This is a genomic window from Klebsiella ornithinolytica NBRC 105727 = ATCC 31898 (assembly GCF_001598295.1).
In the GTDB taxonomy this organism is placed as follows: domain Bacteria; phylum Pseudomonadota; class Gammaproteobacteria; order Enterobacterales; family Enterobacteriaceae; genus Klebsiella; species Klebsiella ornithinolytica.
Genome location: NZ_BCYR01000003.1, coordinates 51708 through 70552 on the forward strand (window position 1 = coordinate 51708; position 18845 = coordinate 70552).

Below are 18845 nucleotides of genomic sequence, written 5' to 3' on the forward strand. Positions count from 1 at the left end.
TCCGGTAGCAGCCGGAGGAGTGCACATGAATCTTGACGACAAATCGCTATTTCTTGGCGCCATGGAGGACGTTCAGCCTCTGAAGCGCGGCAATGACGTTCATTGGCATCCGGAACGCAACCTGCGCCCGACGCAGCGTCTTGATGTCCTGCAGCTCGATAATTTTCTCACCACCGGCTATCTCGATATTCTGCCGCTGACCACGCCGCTGGAATTTAAACGCGACGGGCTGCAAAACGGTGTGCTGGATAAGCTGCGTCTGGGGAAATATGACCAGCAGGCCAGCCTGAATCTGTTGCGCCGTCCGGTCGAACAGTGCCGGCAAATGCTGTTTGCCTTTGTCGTGCAGGCGCAAAAGGAGGGGTTGCGCAATCTGCTGATCGTCCACGGAAAAGGGCGGGAAGATAACGCGCACGCTAATATCGTGCGTAGCTATCTGGCGCGCTGGCTGGTCGAACTGCCCGAGGTACAGGCGTTCTGCGCGGCCTCGGCACAGCATGGCGGCAGCGGAGCGTGTTACGTCGCGTTGCGCAAATCCGCCGAGGCGAAACAGGAGAACTGGGAGCGCCACGCCAAACGCAGCCGCTAGCGCAGCAGCAGCGTCAGCTCGCGAGCCGCTTTTTGCAGCTCGGGTAGAACCCGTTCCAGCATGTCGCGAGTGGAGACCTGCCCGGCATGCACGCCGACGTTCAGCGCGGCCTGTATCTGGCCCTGCGGGTTGAACAAAGGCACCGCCAGCGAGCGCAGTCCCATTTCCAGCTCCTGATCGTTGAGCGCGTAGCCCTGCTGCTGGACGCGCTTCAGCTCCGCGCGCAGCTTGTTCACCGAATCCACCGTTTGCGGGGTGTAGCGAATCATCGTCACCCGCGCCAGCATATCGTTCAGCTTCTCTTCCGGCAGATGGCTTAACAGCACGCGCCCCATCGAGGTCGCCCAGGCCGGGAGGCGGCTGCCGATATCCAGATCGATGGTCATAATCCGCGAACTGGAGGCGCGGGCAATGTAGAGAATATCGTCGCCATCGAGGGTGGCTATCGAGCAGGATTCGTTCAGCATTTCACTCAGGTGTTTAAGAACAGGCTGCGCCGAACGCGCCAGCGGCGTGGAGGCTAGCCACGCGTGGCCGAGGGCCAGAATACGCGGGCGCAGCTGGAAGTTTTTGCCATCTTCCGCATAGACGAATCCCAGTTTCCCCAGCGTGTACAGGCAGCGGCGCACCGCCGCGCGCGGAATACCGGTCTTCTGGCTGATTTGCGAGATAGACAGGACCGGGCGCTGCGGGGTGAAGGCCTGAATCACTTCCAGCCCGCGGGCCAGCGAGGCCATAAAGTTCGGATCGCCTTTAAACGGATCGCTGTCGCCCGTCAGTAAATCGTCTGGATGCTTCTCCATTTTTTTCTCCATATTTGCCGTCGATCACATTCTTTCGCTAAAGATATACGATGTTCGATTATCGCACCATATTTCGATTATCGCCCTTGACCAACATCGTTAAGCGGGTCACATTTTGTGCGAACAACGCATAAAAGTGCGATTACCGCACGTAAAGGAGCGACCTGATGATTGATAAAAGCGTGTCGACGCTAAGTGATGCCATCGCCGGGATTCACGACGGGGCGACCATCATGATCGGCGGTTTTGGTCCCGCCGGTCAGCCAACGTACCTGATTGACGCCCTGATTGAACAGGGTGCCCGCGACCTCACCATTATCAACAACAATGCGGGCAACGGTGAAGTTGGCCTGGCGGCACTGCTGAAGGCCGGACGCGTGAGAAAGATGGTCTGTTCTTTCCCGCGCCAGGTTGACTCACAGATTTTTGACGATCTTTATCGCCGCGGCAAAGTGGAGCTGGAACTGGTCCCGCAGGGTAATCTCGCGGCGCGAATCCAGGCCGCCGGCGCCGGCCTGGGCGCGATATTTACGCCGACCGGTTACGGCACGCCGCTGGCTGAAGGCAAAGAGACCCGCGAAATCGACGGTCGTCATTACGTCCTCGAATACCCGATCAAGGCCGATTTTGCCCTGATCAAAGCGCACCAGGCCGACCGCTGGGGCAATCTGGTGTATCGCAAAGCGGCGCGCAACTTCGGCCCCATTATGGCCACCGCCGCAAAAACCACCATCGTTGAAGTCTCCCGTCTGGTGAGTCTTGGCGACCTTGACCCGGAAAATGTGATCACCCCGGGGATTTTCGTCCAGCGTGTGTTCTCGCTGGAACATCTGACCACCGCACAACGCGCCTGAGGAGCCAACTATGCAAAAACTAACCCGCGATGAAATGGCCCAGCGAGTGGCGCGCGATATCCCGGAAGGGGCCTATGTCAACCTGGGCATCGGTTTACCTACCCGCATCGCCAACTATCTGCCGAGCGATAAAGAGGTCTTTCTGCACAGTGAAAATGGCCTGCTGGGGATGGGGGGGAAGCCGCAGCCGGGTGAAGAAGATCCGGAGCTGATTAATGCCGGGAAAGAGTACGTGACCCTGCTCAAAGGCGGCTGCTTTTTCCATCACGGCGACTCATTCGCCATGATGCGCGGCGGCCACCTCGACATTTGCGTACTCGGGGCGTATCAGGTCTCCGCCAGCGGCGATCTCGCCAACTGGAGCACCGGCGCACCGGACGCGATCCCGGCGGTGGGAGGGGCGATGGATCTGGCCATCGGCGCACGTCAGGTGTTTGTGATGATGGATCACCTGACCCGCGACGGCGAGTGTAAGCTGGTTGAACAGTGCAGCTACCCGCTCACCGGAGTGGGCTGCGTCAGCCGGATCTACACCGACCTGGCGGTCATTGACATCACCCCGGCCGGTCCGGTGGTCCGAGAAATTTTCAACGGCCTCTCTTTTGAGGAGCTGCAGCGCATCACTCCGGTGGCGTTGACCTTTGAACATCTGGCGGAAAGCGCATAAGGAACCTATGATGAATCAGGCATTTATCTGTGATGCGGTGCGTACACCGTTCGGGCGTTTTGCTGGTACGCTGGCGACAATGCGCGCCGATGATTTGGCCGCTCTGCCGCTGAAAGCGCTGCTGGAGCGCAACCCGGGCCTCGATCCCGCGCGCATTGATGATGTGATTTACGGCTGCGCAAACCAGGCCGGGGAAGATAACCGCAACGTTGCCCGTATGGCGCTGCTGCTGGCCGGACTCCCGCAAACGGTGCCGGGTAGCACCATTAACCGGCTGTGCGGCTCCAGTCTTGATGCGATCGGCGTCGCAGCGCGGGCCATCAAAAGCGGCGAAACTCAGCTGATGATCGCCGGCGGCGTGGAGAGCATGTCGCGCGCGCCGTTTGTGATGGGTAAGGCGGAGAATGCCTTTAGCCGCAACATGAAGATTGAAGATACGACGATCGGCTGGCGCTTTATCAACGCCCGGATGAAAGAACTGTACGGCGTCGACTCGATGCCGGAGACCGCCGAGAACGTCGCCGCTGATTTTGCCGTTTCGCGTGCCGATCAGGACGCCTTTGCGCTGCGCAGCCAGATGCGCACCGCCGCGGCGCAGGAGGCCGGACGGTTTGCTGATGAGCTGATCGCGGTTTCTATCGCACAGCGTAAAGGCGACCCGCTGCTGTTTACTCGCGATGAACACCCGCGTAGCACGACTGCGGAAGCGCTGGCGAAACTCAAAGGGGTGGTGCGTCCGGACGGTTCGGTGACCGCGGGGAACGCCTCCGGGGTGAACGATGGCGCCTGTGCCTTGCTGTTGGCCAGCGAATCGGCGCTGTCGGCCAACGATCTGCACCCCCTGGCCCGGGTCGTCGGCGTGGCGACGGCGGGCGTGGCGCCACGTATTATGGGCTTCGGTCCGGCTCCGGCGGTACGTAAAGTGCTGGCGCAAACGGGGCTGACGCTGGAGCAAATGGATGTCATTGAATTGAATGAAGCGTTTGCCGCGCAGGCGCTGGCGGTGACCCGCGATTTAGGGCTGGCCGACGATGCGCCCCACGTCAATCCCAACGGCGGCGCCATTGCGCTGGGCCACCCTCTGGGGGCGTCGGGTGGTCGTCTGGCGATGACCGCCGCGTATCAGCTACGTCGTACCGGTGGGCGCTATGCGCTGTGTACCATGTGTATTGGTGTCGGCCAGGGTATTGCGCTGATTATTGAACGTGTTTAAGGAGCCAACATGAGTTTGTTGACCCCCATGCTGCGCAGCAGTCCGCTGACCGCCTGGTTTAGCGATGCGCAGCGGGTGCAGGGGATGCTGGATTTTGAAGCGGCGCTGGTCCGCGCACAGGCATCCTGCGGCACCGTGCCGCAGGATGCTGTCGCCCCCATCGTCAGCGCCTGCCAGCATTCGGCCATCGATTTTCCGGCCCTGGGGCTGGCTGCCGCCAGCGCGGGCAACCTGGCGATTCCGCTGGTGAAGCAGCTCACCGCACGGGTGAAGACGCAGGATGCCGGTGCGGCACGCTACGTTCACTGGGGGGCGACCAGCCAGGATGCCATCGACAGCGGGCTGGTCTTGCAGCTGCGCGGCGCGCTGGACGAAACGGAACGTCTGTTGCAACAGCTGATTGACGGCTTCGCCACCCAGGCTGAACGCTATCAGAACACGGTAATGCCCGGTCGTACCTGGATGCAGCACGCGCTGCCGGTCACCTTTGGCCTGAAGCTGGCGGGGACGCTTGATGCGCTGCTGCGCTGGCAGCAGCGTTTGCGGGAGATGCGTCCGCGGGTGCTGGTGCTGCAGTTTGGCGGCGCGGCGGGTACCCTGGATTCGCTAAAGGCCGACGCATCGCCGGTTGCGGCGGCGCTTGCCAGCCTGCTCGGGCTGACTCTGCCGGATACGCCGTGGCACAGTCAGCGTGACCGGTTGCTGGAAGTGGGGGCCTGGTTTGCGGGACTGTGCGGCACGCTGGGCAAATTTGCGAACGATTTTTCCCTGCTGATGCAAACCGAAGTGGCGGAAGTCAGCGAACCGGTTGCGGAAGGGCGCGGCGGATCGTCGACCATGCCGCACAAACGCAACCCAATCGCCTGTAGCGCGATTTTAACCGCGGCCCAGCGCACGCCTGGACTGGTGGCGACGCTTTACGCCGGCCAGATTCAGCAGCATGAACGCGCCCTTGGCGGCTGGCAGGCGGAATGGGAGACCCTCCCGGAGCTGATTATGCTGGTGGGTGGAGCACTGGCGCAAAGCGATGCGCTGGTTCGCGATATGCAGGTCTTCCCGCAGAAAATGCGGGCCGACCTGGAGATAACCCACGGACTGATTATGGCCGAGGCGGTGACGCTGGCGCTGGCGGCGTTTATTGGCAAAGCCGATGCCCATCACCGTATTGAGGCGCTGTGCCGCCAGGCGATCGACGAATCCCGCCCGCTGCAGGCGTTGCTGGAGAACGACCCGCTGGTCAGCCAGCATCTTTCGCCCCCCCGTTTAACGCAGCTGCTGGATCCGGCCACGGCCACCGGCAGCGCCGAACGTTTTGTGCGCCAGGTCGTGGCGCGTTACAAGGAGCAACGTAATGAACCTTGATTATCAGCTGGACGGGCCGGAAGGCGCGCCGGTCATTGTGCTTTCTAACTCGCTCGGGACCACCCGCGCAATGTGGCAGCCGCAGATGGCGGCCTTAACCCAACGGTTCCGCGTGCTGCGCTATGACACCCACGGCCATGGTAAAACCCAAAAGTCGGGCAAGGTCACGCTGGCGCAGCTTGGGGAAGATGTGATTGCGCTGCTCGATCATCTCAATATCGCCAAAGCCTGGTTTTGCGGCATCTCGATGGGCGGCCTGACCGGGCTATGGCTGGGGCGTTTTGCCGCGGATCGTTTCTACGGTATCGCGGTGGCCAACACGGCGGCGCGGATTGGCGATCAGGCCAGCTGGCTTTCCCGTTCGCGTGCCGTGCGCCAGGAGGGAATGGACGTGGTGGCCGCCGGTGCGGCGGACCGCTGGTTCACGCACGCCTTCCGTCAGAAGGCGCCGGAGGTGGTTGAGGCGCTGTGCCATCAGCTGACCCATAGCAATGCCGAAGGGTATGCCGAGTGCTGCGAAGCGCTGGCGGCAGCCGATTTACGCAGCGAAGTCGGACAAATTCGCGTGCCGACGCTGATTATTGCCGGTGAAAGTGACCCTGTCACTACCGTTGCCGATGCGCATTTTTTACATCAGCAGATCCCCGCGTCGCAGGTGGTGGTGGTTTCCGCCTCACATCTGTCCAGCATCGAGTCGCCGGGGGCCTTTAGCGCGGCGCTGTTGGCTTTTTTGCAGGAGGGCGATCGTGGACGATAAAACCCGTTACCAGCAGGGCATGAACGTTCGGCGCAAAGTGCTGGGCGATGCCCACGTCGAGCGCACGCTGCACAATCTGACGCCGCTCAATGACGAGTTTCAGGATTTCATTACCCGCTATGCGTGGGGAGAAACCTGGACCCGACCGGGGCTGGATCACCATACCCGCAGCATGATAACTATCGCCATGCTGATTGCGCTGAACCGTGAAGCGGAGCTGAAAATGCATTTGCGCGCGGCGTTTAATAATGGCGTGACCCGCGATGAGCTGAAAGAGTTGATTATGCACTCGGCGCTGTACTGCGGGCTGCCTGCTGCCAATGCCACGATGCATCTTGCGCAGCAGGTGTTTGATGAGCTGGACGGGAAACCGGCCTGATGCGGCTCTGCTGGCCGGTCTTTACCGGCCAGCATCGTGATTTATCCCTCTGTTGTCTGCGGATCTTTCGCCGCCGGCGCGGCGTACCAGTCCTCTTTCGCCACCATCACGGCTCCCTTCGGCTGCATGACAAAGTTCGGCGACATGATCTGCACGCCAAATTCATTAAATACATCCTGAATATTGCTGTGCAGTGCGGTACGCCCGTCGGCCAGCGAGGTTTCCGCCATTAGCAGGACCTGCAGCTCATAGGAGACGTACCAGTCCATCAGGCCAAGCTGACGCACCAGCGGCGGCTGGCGGTGGTCGATACCCGGCGCGCGGCGGGCCGCCAGTTCCAGCATCGCCTGAACCTGTCGCCACGGCGTGTCGTAGCCGATGGTGACGCCGGTGGTCAGATTAAGGCCGGCTTCGCTGTTTTGGGCGCTGAGGTTGGTGATTTTTCCGCTGACTACTACGGCGTTTGGCACCGTCACGATATAGTTTTCCCGGGTGACGATTTTGGTGGCCAGCATCCCAATTTCACTGACCTTACCCTCATTATCGGCAATCCGAATCACATCGCCTTTGCGCAGCGCGCGCGAGTAAATCAGCACCAGACCGCTCATGGCATGGTTCATGACTCCCGCCGATCCCAGGGTTAACATCAGACCGAAAAAGACGCTAATGCCTTTAAAAGCCAGCGAGTTGGCGCCAGGCAAAAAGGGGTAAGCGGCGGAGAGGGCGAACAGCCAGATGACCACCGAGATAAGTTTACGCGTCGCGCCTACCGTTTCCGGATGCAGACCCGGAATTTGCAGACGACCGGCTTCCACCTGACTGAGCAGCAGTTTTACCAGACGGATAATAAACCAGGTGATCAGCAGGATAATCAGAACAATCAGCAGGCCGGGTAGCGCCGAGACTATCGACAGCGCAATCTCCTGCAGGACGCGGACCGACCACTCTCCCAGCGATTCGCTCCACACGCGCGTCCAGGGGAACAGGCCGAAGGCCCAGCTTAGCCAGGCATAGAGCGCCACCGTACCAAGCAAGACCATCAGCAGGGCATAGAGTCTGGTTTCGATATTGCCGAGAAACCGCCGCCAGCTCTGGGGGATCCAGCCGCGCTTTTGCAGAATCTGCAGCAGAAAATAGCGGCGAACCCGACGCCAGGAGCGCCAGGCGACGTAATAAAAGGCGGCCAACAGCAGCGCCCCGACCACCACTTTAACCACCGCCAGCGCCAGGTAGGGGGTGTTGTACTGTTCCCGAAGCGCACTGCGCTGTGCCTCCATACGGGCGAGAACCCGTTGGCTGGCCTGGTCGAGGGTCAGGTCGTCACCTTCGTCGAGGTCGGCCTGGCTCAGCAACATAATGGGTTTACCGTTCATAAGGAACAAACGACCCGGCAGGTTGTAGCGCGTGACCGGAACAACCTGCAGCGGCTGGCTGATATCCGCCTCGGTAAAAGCACGTAGCGTATTCCGAATCCGCAGCACCCGCTCTTCGGGCGTCGTCTGGCCGAAGGTCGCCTGTAACATCACAATCGGCTGGTGGAAAATTTTTACCGTACGGGCCTGTTCACGTTCTGTGGGCTGTTGGCGCGGTTCTGCCGCCGAAAGGGGGAACGCCAGGCATAGCGCGAGGGCGGCTAAAAAAAACGCCTGTATCTTGTTCATATGCAGCACCCAAAAAAAGAGAATTATCGTTATTTTTCAGGTGGTCAACGGCACTCCCTGACCAGGCCCTGCTTTGAGCATAGACCAGCGATAAGCGAATACAAGCGCGGCGGACAGGTCGCGAATATCGAGGACGAGGCCGGCAAACGGCGTCGGGGGCCGCGTCATAATGTACTGAGCGGTGGCCTTGGCGCTGACAAAATGTGCGATCTTCTTGACACTACGTTGACAAATAGATGCCTGGTCAGTAGTTTCAATTGTAATTACTGACCAGGCAAATATCATGAATAACCATCCGGGTATTATTAACAATAGATTTCACTTAGGTTTGTTGATCCATCTGGCTAACCAGTTCAAGGACCAGCTGATTAGCCAGCACTTCTCCGGCATGGACATTACCGCCGCGCAGTTCAAGGTGCTGATCAGTATTTATAAAGGCTTTAACAGCCCGGTCGAAATCAGTAAAAACCTGGTCATGGACGCCGGCGCCATGAGCCGAATGGTGGATCGAATGGTCAAGCGTGAGCTGATCAGCCGCTCCCCAAATCCACAGGATAAACGCCAGGTGATTCTGGCATTGACCGACAAAGGGCTGCTGATTTGCGAGCGCTTTGTCAATGAAGCGCTGGTGTCGATCATCAGCGAACTCACCGCCCGACTGACTCCCGATGAATCCCGACAGCTGGTCGATCTGATGACCAAAATGTTGCCAGACGAGATCGTCGCCCCTCATCGCTAATGCATTCAAAAAGGTCCTGACAAGATGGAAACCACTGCGGTACAACAGGCTGAGCGCGGCAGCAAGCGCAAACGAAACTTTATTATTTTATTGATTATTCTGCTTCTCGCCGCCGGAGGTGGGGTGGCGTGGTATTTGCTGTACGCCCGCTACTATGAAACGACCGACGATGCCTATGTCAATGGTAACCAGGTGACGCTCACCCCGCAGATTGGCGGTACGGTCACTCAGGTGACGGTGGATGAAGGCGACTTCGTGCAGAAGGGGCAGCCGCTGGTGCTGCTCGACCCCAGCGATACCGAAATTGCGCTGCAGCAGGCGGAGGCCAGTCTGGCGAATACCGTTCGCCAGGTTCGCGGCCTGTACAGCACCGCGGATAACTACCGCGCCCAGGTCGCCGCAAAAAAAGTGGCGTTGCAAACGGCGCAAAACGACTATGCGCGGCGGCAGAAAATCTTCCAGAGCGGGGCGATCGCCGCGGAAGACCTGGCGCATTACCGCGATGCAGTCACCAGCGCGCAAAGCGATCTTCTGGCCGCTCAGGAAGCGCTGCGCACCAATATGGCCATGGTGGATGACACCGTAATCGACAGCCACCCGGAAATTAAAAGTGCCGTCGCCACCCTCCGTCAGCGCTATCTCGACAACTCCCGTAGCACCATCGTGGCTCCGGTCAGCGGCTATGTGGCGAAGCGGGCGGTGCAGCTTGGCATGCGCGTTGATTCCGGCACGACGCTGATGGCTATCGTGCCGCTGAACGAAGTCTGGGTGGATGCCAACTTCAAAGAGAGCCAGATGAAGGGGATGCGCCTCGGACAAAAAGTCACGCTCAGCGCGGATCTGTACGGCGATGATGTTGAGTATCACGGCACCATCGAGAGCCTGGGCATTGGCACCGGTAGCGCTTTCTCGCTGCTGCCGGCACAGAACGCCAGCGGTAACTGGATCAAAATTGTCCAGCGTCTGCCGGTCCGTATCGTGCTCGATCCCCATGATATGCAGAAAAACCCGCTGCGCGTCGGCCTGTCGATGAACGTTAGCGTCGATATTCGCGACGCTGACGGGCACCTGCTGCCGCAGCAAACCGTTAGCAGCCCGCGTTTCACCACCGATGTGTATCAAAACCCGCTGGCAGAAGCGGACAAACTGGTGGCTAAAATCCTTCATGACAACAGCAAAACGGTAGCCGCCGGCGCCCGTTAAGAGAGACGTTATGCACGATAAGGCTGCCTTTACACCGCCCAATATGTGGCTGGCGGTGCTCGCGCTGTCTCTGGCCACGTTTATGCAGGTGCTGGATTCCACTATCGCCAACGTGGCGTTGCCGACGATTGCCGGCAACCTCGGGGTCAGCGCGGATCAGGGGACATGGGTGATCACCTCATTTGCGGTATGTAACGCTATCGCGCTGCCGCTGACCGGTTGGTTTACGCGCCGCTTCGGGCAGTTAAAGCTGTTTATTGGCTCGGTGATGATGTTTACGCTGACCTCATTCCTGTGCGGATTTGCCCACAGTATGACCGAGCTGATTATCTTCCGCGCGCTACAGGGCTTTTTCGCCGGCCCTATGTTCCCGATGTGTCAGACGCTGCTGCTGGTTATCTTCCCCGCCAGTAAACGCAGTATGGCCCTGGCGCTCCTGTCGATGGTGACCGTGGTGGCGCCGATTGTCGGGCCGATTACCGGCGGCTGGATAACGGACAACTACTCCTGGCCGTGGATCTTCTACATCAACGTACCGATCGGCATCTTCGCCACCATCGTCGTCTGGACGCAGATGCGTGAACGGGAAGAGACCACCACCCACGCCCCCATTGATTACATCGGGATTGCGCTGCTGGTGCTTGGGGTTGGGCTGCTGCAGGTGGTGCTTGATAAAGGTAACGATCTTGACTGGTTTGCCTCTTCGCAGATCGTTGTGATGTCGACGATTTCAGCCATCTCGCTGGTGTCTTTCGTTATCTGGGAGCTGGGCGAGCGTCATCCGATTGTTAATCTGCGCTTGTTCAAAGATCGCAATTTTGCGATTGGTACGCTCTCGCTGACTCTGGGCTACGCGGCTTTTTTTGCTATCAATATTATTCTGCCGCAGTGGCTGCAAACGCAGATGGGCTACACCGCGATCTGGGCCGGACTGGCCGCCGCGCCGATGGGGATCCTGCCGCTGATAATGACGCCGATTATTGGCCGCTACGCCAATAATTTCGACCTGCGTATTCTGGCTTCGCTCTCGTTCCTGACGATGGGGGCCTCCTGCCTTATTCGCGCGCAGTTCAATACCGATGTCGATTTCCGCACTATCGCCGAAGTGCAGCTGTTCATGGGAATCGGCGTGGCGTTTTTCTTCATGCCTATCACGACGATTGTGCTGTCAAACCTGAACGGCGCAGAAGTGGCGGAAGGCTCCGGTCTGGCGACCTTCTTCCGCGTGCTGGGCGGCTCGTTTGCGTCGTCGCTCACCACCTGGATCTGGTCGCGGCGGGAAGTTTTCCACCATGCCAACCTGACGGAAAGCGTCTCCGCCTATAATCCCGCTGCGGTGGACTACATCGACAAGATGGGCGGAGCCACGCAGCAGCATATGGCGCTGATTGATAAGAGCATTGAGCAGCAGGCCTACATGATGTCGACCATCGACTATTTTTGGGTGCTGGGCTGGGGCTTTATGGCGCTGATCGTGGTTATCTGGTTTGCCCGGCCGCCGTTCAGTCGTGCCGGAGCGCCGGGCGCCCCCTCGGCTGGTCACTAGCCGCGGGGTGATAAAAAACGAGCCCGAGCTGCGTCTGTTAATTCGATCGTTGCCTGCTTTTTCCTCGACCGTTGTTGCTCTCCGCAGTGATGGACATTTTGGGATGAAAAGGCGTGCAGCGGGGCCCTGGACCCCGCTGAAATCGGCGAACCGAAGGCCGGAAGACAAGGGCTGGCCGCCAGGGATGGCGGCAAGAGGCGAATCGAGACAGGAGCGAGCCCCGGAACGGGCGAGCAGGTCGAGTTGAGCCGACCGCAGGCTGCAGGCCGGGAGGTGAGCGCAGTGCGCAGCACCGATTTCCGTGCGGGACCGCGGGGATTGTTAAGGGGAAGACGGTTATCTTCCCCTTAACCCGGTCACCTCGCACTGAGGCCGCATGTTCTGCCTGACGTAGGGTGAACGGAATACCTCTTAGCTCAGCGCCCGGCTTTAGCCGGCAACACTACCGCTGGGCACAGCCGTTACACTGCTTGTTCTGAATCTGCTGGAAGAAATCATTGCCTTTGTCATCCACCAGGATGAAGGCCGGGAAATCTTCCACTTCGATTTTCCAGATAGCTTCCATCCCCAGTTCCGGATACGCCACGCACTCCAGGCTCTTAATACTCTGCTGGGCGAGTACCGCCGCCGGGCCGCCAATGCTGCCGAGATAGAATCCGCCGTGTTTGTGACAGGCGTCGGTCACCTGCTGGCTGCGGTTGCCTTTTGCCAGCATCACCATGCTGGCGCCGTGGGACTGCAGCAGATCAACATAGGAGTCCATGCGCCCTGCGGTGGTTGGGCCGAGTGAACCTGAGGCGTAACCTTCCGGAGTTTTCGCCGGACCGGCGTAGTAGATCGGGTGATCTTTCACGTACTGCGGCAGCGCTTCGCCGTTATCCAGCAGCTCTTTCAGCTTCGCGTGGGCGATATCGCGCGCCACGATGATGGTGCCGTTCAGCGTCAGACGGGTGGAGACCGGATGGGCGGACAGCTGCGCCAGGATCTCGCTCATCGGCTGATTCAGATTAATGCTGACCACCTGGCCTTCACCTTGCTCACGCAGCGCTTCCGGGATGTACTGGCCCGGATTGCTTTCCAGCTTCTCAATCCAGATACCGTGGCGGTTGATTTTGGCCTTGATATTGCGGTCAGCGGAGCAGGAGACGCCCATGCCGACCGGACAGGAGGCTCCGTGGCGCGGCAGACGCACTACGCGGATATCGTGGGCGAAGTATTTGCCGCCGAACTGGGCGCCGAGGCCGAGATTTTGCGCTTCCAGCAGCAGCTCTTGCTCCAGCTGAATATCGCGGAACGCCTGGCCGTGTTCGTTACCTTCAGTCGGCAGACCATCATAATATTTGGTCGATGCCAGCTTCACGGTTTTCAGCGTCGATTCCGCCGAGGTGCCGCCAATCACGAAAGCGATATGGTACGGCGGACAGGCCGCGGTGCCGAGGGTGCGCATCTTCTCAACCAGGTAGTTTTTTAGTTTCGCCGGGGTAATCAGCGCTTTGGTCTCCTGATACAGATAGGTTTTGTTGGCTGAGCCGCCGCCTTTCGCCATGCACAGAAATTTGTACTCGTCGCCGTCAACGCTATAGAGATCGATCTGCGCCGGCAGGTTAGTCCCGGTGTTGACCTCTTTGTACATATCCAGCGGAGCATTTTGCGAGTAGCGCAGGTTATCTTCGGTATAGGTGTTGTAAACGCCGCGGGCCAGCGCCGCTTCATCGCCGCCGCCGGTCCAGACGCGCTGACCTTTTTTACCCATGATGATCGCGGTACCGGTATCCTGGCAGGTCGGCAGCACGCCTTTCGCCGCAATTTCCGAATTGCGCAGGAACTGCAGGGCGACGTATTTGTCGTTTTCGCTGGCTTCCGGGTCGAGCAGGATTGACGCAACCTGCTTTTGATGGGAAACGCGCAGCATAAAGGCCGCATCGTGGAAGGCCTGCTGGGCCAGCAGGGTCAGGGCTTCAGGTTCAACCTTCAGGATCTCCTGGCCTTCAAATTCGGCCACGGAAACATGTTCTTTGCTCAGCAGATAGTATTCGGTCTCATCTTTTGCCAGCGGAAAGGCTTCCTGGTAAACAAACGGTTTAGTCGACATAGCTTTGCTCCCTAAGAGTAAAACCGCCGGAGGAGAGCCTCCGGCGGTTATGAATCAGAACATCATAGACATCCACGGATAGCCAATCAGCAGCAGGGCGGCCAGGAAGATGGCGCCGAAGATGGTGCCGAGGCGCCAGTAGTCTTTGGTTGGCAGGTAGCCGCTGCCGTAGTAAATCGGGCTTGGACCGGTACCGTACGGGGTGATGATGCCCATCACGCCGAGCGAGGTGACCATCAGCAGGACGAAGACCTGCATATTCATACCCGGAATGGTGGAGGCGATAGTCAGCATCGCCGGCAGCAGCGCGGTGGTGTGCGCGGTGGTGCTGGCGAACAGGTAGTGCAGCAGGTAGAACGCCAGCAGCAGCACGATAGTGGCGACCCCCGGGGAGATGCCGCTCATCAACGCGCCACCTTCTTTACCCAGCCAGGCGATAAAACCGGTCGAGGAGAGGCCGTCGGCCAGCGCCACCAGCGTTGCGAACCAGACAAAGGTGTTCCATGCCGCTTTATTGTTGGTGATATCGCTCCACGAAAGTACGCCGGTCCACAGCATCAGCACAATCACCAGCAGGGCGGCCAGCGCCGGTTCAATCCACTCGGCGGCGAAAATCCACATGGTCAGGGCGAAGCAGACGAACACCAGCAGCAGGATCTCATTGCGCGACAGCTTGCCCAGCTTTTCCAGCTCACGAGCGGCCCACAGCGGCACTTCGTTGTTGACTTTCACTTCCGGCGGATAGAACCAGTAAGCCAGCAGCGGCATAGCCAGAATCAGCAGGATACCCAGCGGCAGGAAGGCGATAAACCAGGTGCCCCACGAGATATTGATGCCAACGATGCTTTTGACCAGCGCGAGGGCCAGCAGGTTTGGCGCCAGCGCGGAGAGGAACATCGAACTGGTGATACAGGCGGCGGTAATGGCCACCCACATCAGGTAGGAGCCGATACGACGCGCGCTGGGATCGTTTGGTTTAGAACCGTACAGCGGCGGCAGGTTGGCGATAATCGGGTAGATTGTCCCGCCGCTGCGCGCGGTATTGGACGGGGTAAACGGTGCCAGCAGCAGGTCAGCAAAGGTAATGGCATAACCCAGCGTCAGGCTGCGGCGGCCCAGATACTTCACCAGGATCAGCGCCAGACGGCGACCAAACTGGGTTTTATCGTAGCCAGCGGCGAACATGAAGGCGCCGAAAATCAGCCAGACGGTGGAGTTACCAAAACCGCTGACCGCCCATTTAAACGAGGCGCCGGCCAGTTTGAATTTAGGGTCGGCCAGTTGCGCCGGGTTGAAGAGCAGCCACTGGCTGCACAGGGCGATGACCACCACCCCGGTGATACCGATCACGGCGCCCGGCAGGGGTTCAAAAATCAGCCCGACAATGACGCCAACGAAGATAGCAAAGTAGTGCCAGGCATAAGGCGGTAACCCGTCAGGCACCGGCACGAAGAGTAAAAGAACTGCAACAATAATGGGCAGCGCCATCATCAGCAGGCGGTTTTTATTTGCAGCCTTGGGACTGGCGGCACCGGCAGGCGGTATGGTTGTCTGTTTCTCTTTCATAATGAGTATCTGCGAGTAGTTGAAAATACGGTTGCGTCACGTCATAACCGGTGATTTTTTTAATTTCAAAACTTTCTTTACTTATTAATCTTTGGTTTTGATGATTTTCGTGACGGTTATTTAACGCCTTTTTCTGTGCGTTAAATTTAATTTGTTGGTTATTTATATATTGCGCTTTGTTGCTTTATTGCAATTGATCAAGATCAATAAACACGGTGTGTGAAGGTGTTTTTTTATTTTCAAAATAACCCTGACGGATGAGGTGTTTATTTGTTTAAAATATAGATAAATGTTAATGGATAATTGATTTATAAACGTTCGTTAAAACAAAATCTATCCTATCTATATGATATTGATAAGTTTTATTTTGTGTCTGGTATGTTTTGTTATTTAACAAAAGTGGCGAGTATGTTATCGGTGTTTTGCTTTGTGTGAAAATTGTATTTTTAATTAATAATACAATGGAGGTACTGATGTTATTGGTGGTATTAAATAGTTTTTTAACTAACGTAATTGGTTTGGTAACTAAAAATAGCGCTATATTATGGGCATGACAACAGGAATTAAGAAACACAACCAAAAACAATTCCGTCACCCAATTCTGAATTTTCAATATTTAAAATCTGGAGTGTTAATATGACCAGTAACCCACGTATATTGCGTCCTTTTACCTTACCGAATGGTACTGAGTTAAAAAACCGTTTGTTAATGGCACCGATGACCACCTGCACCGGCTATTTTGACGGCAGCGTCACCAGCGAACTGGTGGAATACTATCGCGCTCGTGCCGGCAGCATTGGCACCATTATCGTTGAGTGCTGCTTTATTGATAATTACGGTCTGGCTTTCCCCGGCGCCATCGGCATCGACAATGACGAGAAAATTGCCGGTCTGGCTAAAATCGCCGACGCCATCAAAGCCGAAGGGTCAAAAGCGATTCTGCAGATCTATCACGGCGGGCGTATGGTCGATCCGCAGCTGATCGGCGGCCGTCAACCGGTGGCGCCGAGCGCGCTGGCGGCACCGCGTGAAGGTGCCGCGATGCCGCGTGAGCTGAGCGGTGAAGAAGTTGAGGGCATGATCGCCAAATTTGGCGACGGCGTACGTCGTGCCATTCTGGCCGGTTTTGATGGCGTGGAGATTCACGGCGCTAACACCTATCTTATCCAGCAGTTCTATTCCCCGAACTCCAACCAACGCGATGACCAGTGGGGCGGCAGCCGCGACAACCGCGCGCGTTTCCCGCTGGCGGTGCTGGACATTACCCACAAAATGGCGAGCCAGTACGCCGACGATGCCTTTATTATCGGCTATCGCTTCTCCCCGGAAGAGCTGGAAGAGCCGGGTATCCGTTTTGACGACACCATGTACCTGCTGGAAAAACTGGCGGCGCGCGGTCTCGACTATCTGCACTTCTCCGTCGGCGCGTCACTGCGTCCGTCGATTGTTGATACCCGCGATCCGACGCCGTTGATTGAAAAATATTGTGCGCTGCGCTCTGACACCCTGGCTCAAATCCCGGTGATGGGCGTTGGCGGCGTGGTGAACGCCGCGGATGCGGAGCAGGGGCTGGATCATGGTTACGATCTGATTGCCGTGGGCCGCGCCTGCATTGCCTATCCGGACTGGGCGGCGCGGATTGCTGCGGGAGAAAATCTCGAGCTGTTTATCGATAGCACCCAGCGCGAAGCGCTGAATATCCCGGAGCCGCTGTGGCGCTTCTCGCTGGTAGAAGCCATGATCCGCGACATGAGCATGGGCGATGCGAAGTTTAAACCCGGCCTTTTTGTGGAAACCGTTCAGGACGATGCCAACGAACTGGTCATCAACGTCAGTCTGGAAAATGACCGCATCGCCGATATTGAACTGGCCGCCGGCCCGGTCCAGAACGTGGAGTTCACTACCAGTTTCGAAGAGATCCGCGAGCGCATTTTGACCGCCAATACGCCGCACGTGGACGCGATTTCTGGCGCGACCAGCCAAAGTGAAGCGGTGAAAAAAGCGGTGTCGAAAGCGATGCTGAAATCAAGTAAAGCGCTGGCGCTGGAAGAGGGCGGCGCAGACCTGACGCCGAAAAGCTATGACGTGGTGGTGGTCGGGAGCGGCGGCGCCGGCCTGGCGGCAGCCATTCAGGCGCACGATGAAGGCGCAAGCGTCCTGATCGTAGAGAAAATGCCCACCATCGGCGGTAATACCATTAAAGCCTCTGCCGGAATGAACGCCGCGGAAACGCGCTTCCAGCGGGTAAAAGGTATTGAGGACAGCAAAGAGCTGTTCTATCAGGAAACCTTAAAAGGCGGGCAGAATAAAAACAATCCGCAATTGCTGCGTCGGTTCGTGGAAAACGCCCCGGAGGCCATCGAATGGCTGGCGCGTCGTGGGATCATGCTGAATGACATCACCACCACCGGCGGGATGAGTATCGACCGTACTCACCGTCCGCGTGACGGATCTGCGGTTGGTGGCTATCTGATCAGCGGTCTGGTGCGCAATATCACCCGACGCGGCATCGATGTGATGCTGGATACGTCGGTGGAAGAGATCCTGATGGCTCACGGCGAAGTGAGCGGCGTACGTCTGCTGAATGATGAGCAGGAAAGCATCGAGGTGCAGACCAAAAGTATCGTCATGGCGACCGGTGGCTTCAGCGCCAATAGCGCGATGGTGGTGAAATATCGCCCGGATCTGGCGGGTTTTGTCACCACCAACCATAAGGGGGCGACCGGCGGCGGCATTGCGCTGCTGGAACGGATTGGCGCCGGTACCGTTGATATGGGCGAAATTCAAATCCACCCGACCGTTGAGCAGAACACGTCGTATCTGATTTCTGAATCGATTCGCGGCGGCGGCGCCATTCTGGTCAATCAACGGGGTAACCGCTTCTTCAACGAAATGGAGACCCGCGATAAAGTGTCTGCGGCGATCATCGCGCTACCGGAGCATTATGCTTACATCGTCTTTGATGAACATGTCCGGGCAAAAAACAAAGCGGCCGACGAATATATCGCCAAAGGTCTGGTGACCAGCGCCAGCTCGCCGCGCGAACTGGCGGAGAAACTGGGGATGGATTACCATGCCTTCCTCGCCACGCTGGAACGCTACAACGGGTTTGTTGAAAATCAGCGTGATGAAGAGTTCGGTCGTACCACCGCGCTGCGCGCGCCGGTTAACCAGGGGCCGTTCCATGCGATTCGCATCGCGCCGGGGGTTCACCACACTATGGGCGGTGTGACCATTAATACTGACACCGCGGTCCTGGATACTCATCATCAGCCGATTGTCGGCGCTTATGCCGCGGGCGAAGTGGTCGGGGGTATCCACGGCGGCAACCGTATCGGCGGCAATGCCGTGGCGGATATTATTATCTTTGGTACCCTGGCGGGCCACCAGGCGGCAAAACGCGCCAGAGGCTAA

At 58.1% G+C, this 18845-nt stretch carries 15 protein-coding genes; 11 read left to right on the top strand and 4 right to left on the bottom strand.

What is annotated here, in order from left to right; all coding sequences use genetic code 11:
* Window positions 1-25: 25 nt before the first annotated feature.
* Window positions 26-589, top strand: coding sequence for a DNA endonuclease SmrA (smrA, locus tag ROR01S_RS07800; protein WP_064359285.1), 564 nt, complete (start codon window positions 26-28; stop codon window positions 587-589).
* Here smrA and ROR01S_RS07805 read toward each other — a convergent pair.
* On the bottom strand, window positions 586-1392 hold the full coding sequence (locus ROR01S_RS07805) for an IclR family transcriptional regulator domain-containing protein (protein ID WP_004862537.1): 807 nt from the start codon (window positions 1390-1392) through the stop codon (window positions 586-588). The genes smrA and ROR01S_RS07805 overlap by 4 nt on opposite strands.
* Window positions 1393-1559: 167 nt before the next feature.
* On the opposite strand from ROR01S_RS07805, the gene ROR01S_RS07810 reads away from it, so the two are divergent.
* The 6 genes from ROR01S_RS07810 to pcaC are packed head-to-tail and all read left to right on the top strand — an operon-like array spanning window position 1560 to window position 6624.
* Entirely contained in the window at window positions 1560-2246 is a 687-nt protein-coding gene (locus ROR01S_RS07810) for a 3-oxoacid CoA-transferase subunit A (RefSeq protein WP_004862535.1), read from the top strand.
* Window positions 2247-2256: 10 nt separating this feature from the next.
* Entirely contained in the window at window positions 2257-2913 is a 657-nt protein-coding gene (locus ROR01S_RS07815; protein ID WP_004862533.1) for a 3-oxoacid CoA-transferase subunit B, read from the top strand.
* 10 nt (window positions 2914-2923) lie between these two features.
* Window positions 2924-4126, top strand: coding sequence for a 3-oxoadipyl-CoA thiolase (gene pcaF / locus ROR01S_RS07820; RefSeq protein ID WP_004862531.1), 1203 nt, complete (start codon window positions 2924-2926; stop codon window positions 4124-4126).
* A gap of 9 nt (window positions 4127-4135) precedes the next feature.
* A complete protein-coding gene (locus ROR01S_RS07825; RefSeq protein ID WP_015584223.1) occupies window positions 4136-5488 on the top strand; it encodes a 3-carboxy-cis,cis-muconate cycloisomerase in 1353 nt (450 codons plus the stop codon).
* On the top strand, window positions 5478-6245 hold the full coding sequence (gene pcaD / locus ROR01S_RS07830; RefSeq protein WP_004862527.1) for a 3-oxoadipate enol-lactonase: 768 nt from the start codon (window positions 5478-5480) through the stop codon (window positions 6243-6245). Before ROR01S_RS07825 ends, pcaD begins: the two co-directional genes overlap by 11 nt.
* Window positions 6235-6624, top strand: a complete 390-nt coding sequence (gene pcaC, locus ROR01S_RS07835) for a 4-carboxymuconolactone decarboxylase (RefSeq protein ID WP_004862525.1) — start codon at window positions 6235-6237, stop codon at window positions 6622-6624. The genes pcaD and pcaC overlap by 11 nt, the downstream gene beginning before the upstream one ends.
* Window positions 6625-6665: 41 nt before the next feature.
* Here the strand turns inward: pcaC and ROR01S_RS07840 are convergent, their stop codons facing one another.
* A complete protein-coding gene (locus ROR01S_RS07840) occupies window positions 6666-8285 on the bottom strand; it encodes a mechanosensitive ion channel family protein (RefSeq protein WP_064359420.1) in 1620 nt (539 codons plus the stop codon).
* Between the two features lie 283 nt (window positions 8286-8568).
* Between ROR01S_RS07840 and ROR01S_RS07850 the strand changes: the two genes are divergently transcribed.
* Genes ROR01S_RS07850 through ROR01S_RS07860 form a run of 3 tightly spaced genes read left to right on the top strand, consistent with a single transcriptional unit; the run spans window position 8569 to window position 11773 of the window.
* Complete coding sequence (locus tag ROR01S_RS07850; RefSeq protein WP_015584227.1) at window positions 8569-9024, top strand: MarR family transcriptional regulator; 456 nt, start codon at window positions 8569-8571, stop codon at window positions 9022-9024.
* Window positions 9025-9048: 24 nt separating this feature from the next.
* Window positions 9049-10227 (top strand): HlyD family secretion protein, encoded by a 1179-nt coding sequence (locus ROR01S_RS07855; protein WP_004862518.1) that lies wholly within the window; start codon window positions 9049-9051, stop codon window positions 10225-10227.
* Window positions 10228-10237: 10 nt separating this feature from the next.
* Window positions 10238-11773 (top strand): DHA2 family efflux MFS transporter permease subunit, encoded by a 1536-nt coding sequence (locus ROR01S_RS07860; protein WP_004862517.1) that lies wholly within the window; start codon window positions 10238-10240, stop codon window positions 11771-11773.
* A 442-nt stretch (window positions 11774-12215) separates the two neighbouring features.
* Here ROR01S_RS07860 and fumA read toward each other — a convergent pair whose 3' ends face one another.
* The gene (gene fumA / locus ROR01S_RS07865; protein ID WP_064359286.1) at window positions 12216-13865 is read right to left on the bottom strand and encodes a class I fumarate hydratase FumA; all 1650 of its coding nucleotides are present in this window, start codon (window positions 13863-13865) and stop codon (window positions 12216-12218) included.
* Window positions 13866-13919: 54 nt separating this feature from the next.
* Window positions 13920-15431 (bottom strand): anion permease, encoded by a 1512-nt coding sequence (locus ROR01S_RS07870; RefSeq protein WP_004862511.1) that lies wholly within the window; start codon window positions 15429-15431, stop codon window positions 13920-13922.
* Between the two features lie 636 nt (window positions 15432-16067).
* Between ROR01S_RS07870 and ROR01S_RS07875 the strand changes: the two genes are divergently transcribed.
* Complete coding sequence (locus tag ROR01S_RS07875) at window positions 16068-18845, top strand: flavocytochrome c (protein ID WP_004862509.1); 2778 nt, start codon at window positions 16068-16070, stop codon at window positions 18843-18845.

What these genes read in the sequence shown, in the direction of transcription:
- ROR01S_RS07850 (WP_015584227.1), top strand. Translation starts at nt 8,569, where the DNA reads ATGAATAACCATCCGGGTATTATTAACAATAGATTTCACTTAGGTTTG.
- pcaF (WP_004862531.1), top strand. Translation starts at nt 2,924, where the DNA reads ATGAATCAGGCATTTATCTGTGATGCGGTGCGTACACCGTTCGGGCGT.
- smrA (WP_064359285.1), top strand. Translation starts at nt 26, where the DNA reads ATGAATCTTGACGACAAATCGCTATTTCTTGGCGCCATGGAGGACGTT.
- pcaD (WP_004862527.1), top strand. Translation starts at nt 5,478, where the DNA reads ATGAACCTTGATTATCAGCTGGACGGGCCGGAAGGCGCGCCGGTCATT.
- ROR01S_RS07860 (WP_004862517.1), top strand. Translation starts at nt 10,238, where the DNA reads ATGCACGATAAGGCTGCCTTTACACCGCCCAATATGTGGCTGGCGGTG.
- ROR01S_RS07805 (WP_004862537.1), bottom strand. Translation starts at nt 1,392, where the DNA reads ATGGAGAAGCATCCAGACGATTTACTGACGGGCGACAGCGATCCGTTT.
- ROR01S_RS07815 (WP_004862533.1), top strand. Translation starts at nt 2,257, where the DNA reads ATGCAAAAACTAACCCGCGATGAAATGGCCCAGCGAGTGGCGCGCGAT.
- ROR01S_RS07825 (WP_015584223.1), top strand. Translation starts at nt 4,136, where the DNA reads ATGAGTTTGTTGACCCCCATGCTGCGCAGCAGTCCGCTGACCGCCTGG.
- ROR01S_RS07870 (WP_004862511.1), bottom strand. Translation starts at nt 15,431, where the DNA reads ATGAAAGAGAAACAGACAACCATACCGCCTGCCGGTGCCGCCAGTCCC.
- ROR01S_RS07875 (WP_004862509.1), top strand. Translation starts at nt 16,068, where the DNA reads ATGACCAGTAACCCACGTATATTGCGTCCTTTTACCTTACCGAATGGT.
- ROR01S_RS07840 (WP_064359420.1), bottom strand. Translation starts at nt 8,285, where the DNA reads ATGAACAAGATACAGGCGTTTTTTTTAGCCGCCCTCGCGCTATGCCTG.
- fumA (WP_064359286.1), bottom strand. Translation starts at nt 13,865, where the DNA reads ATGTCGACTAAACCGTTTGTTTACCAGGAAGCCTTTCCGCTGGCAAAA.
- ROR01S_RS07855 (WP_004862518.1), top strand. Translation starts at nt 9,049, where the DNA reads ATGGAAACCACTGCGGTACAACAGGCTGAGCGCGGCAGCAAGCGCAAA.
- ROR01S_RS07810 (WP_004862535.1), top strand. Translation starts at nt 1,560, where the DNA reads ATGATTGATAAAAGCGTGTCGACGCTAAGTGATGCCATCGCCGGGATT.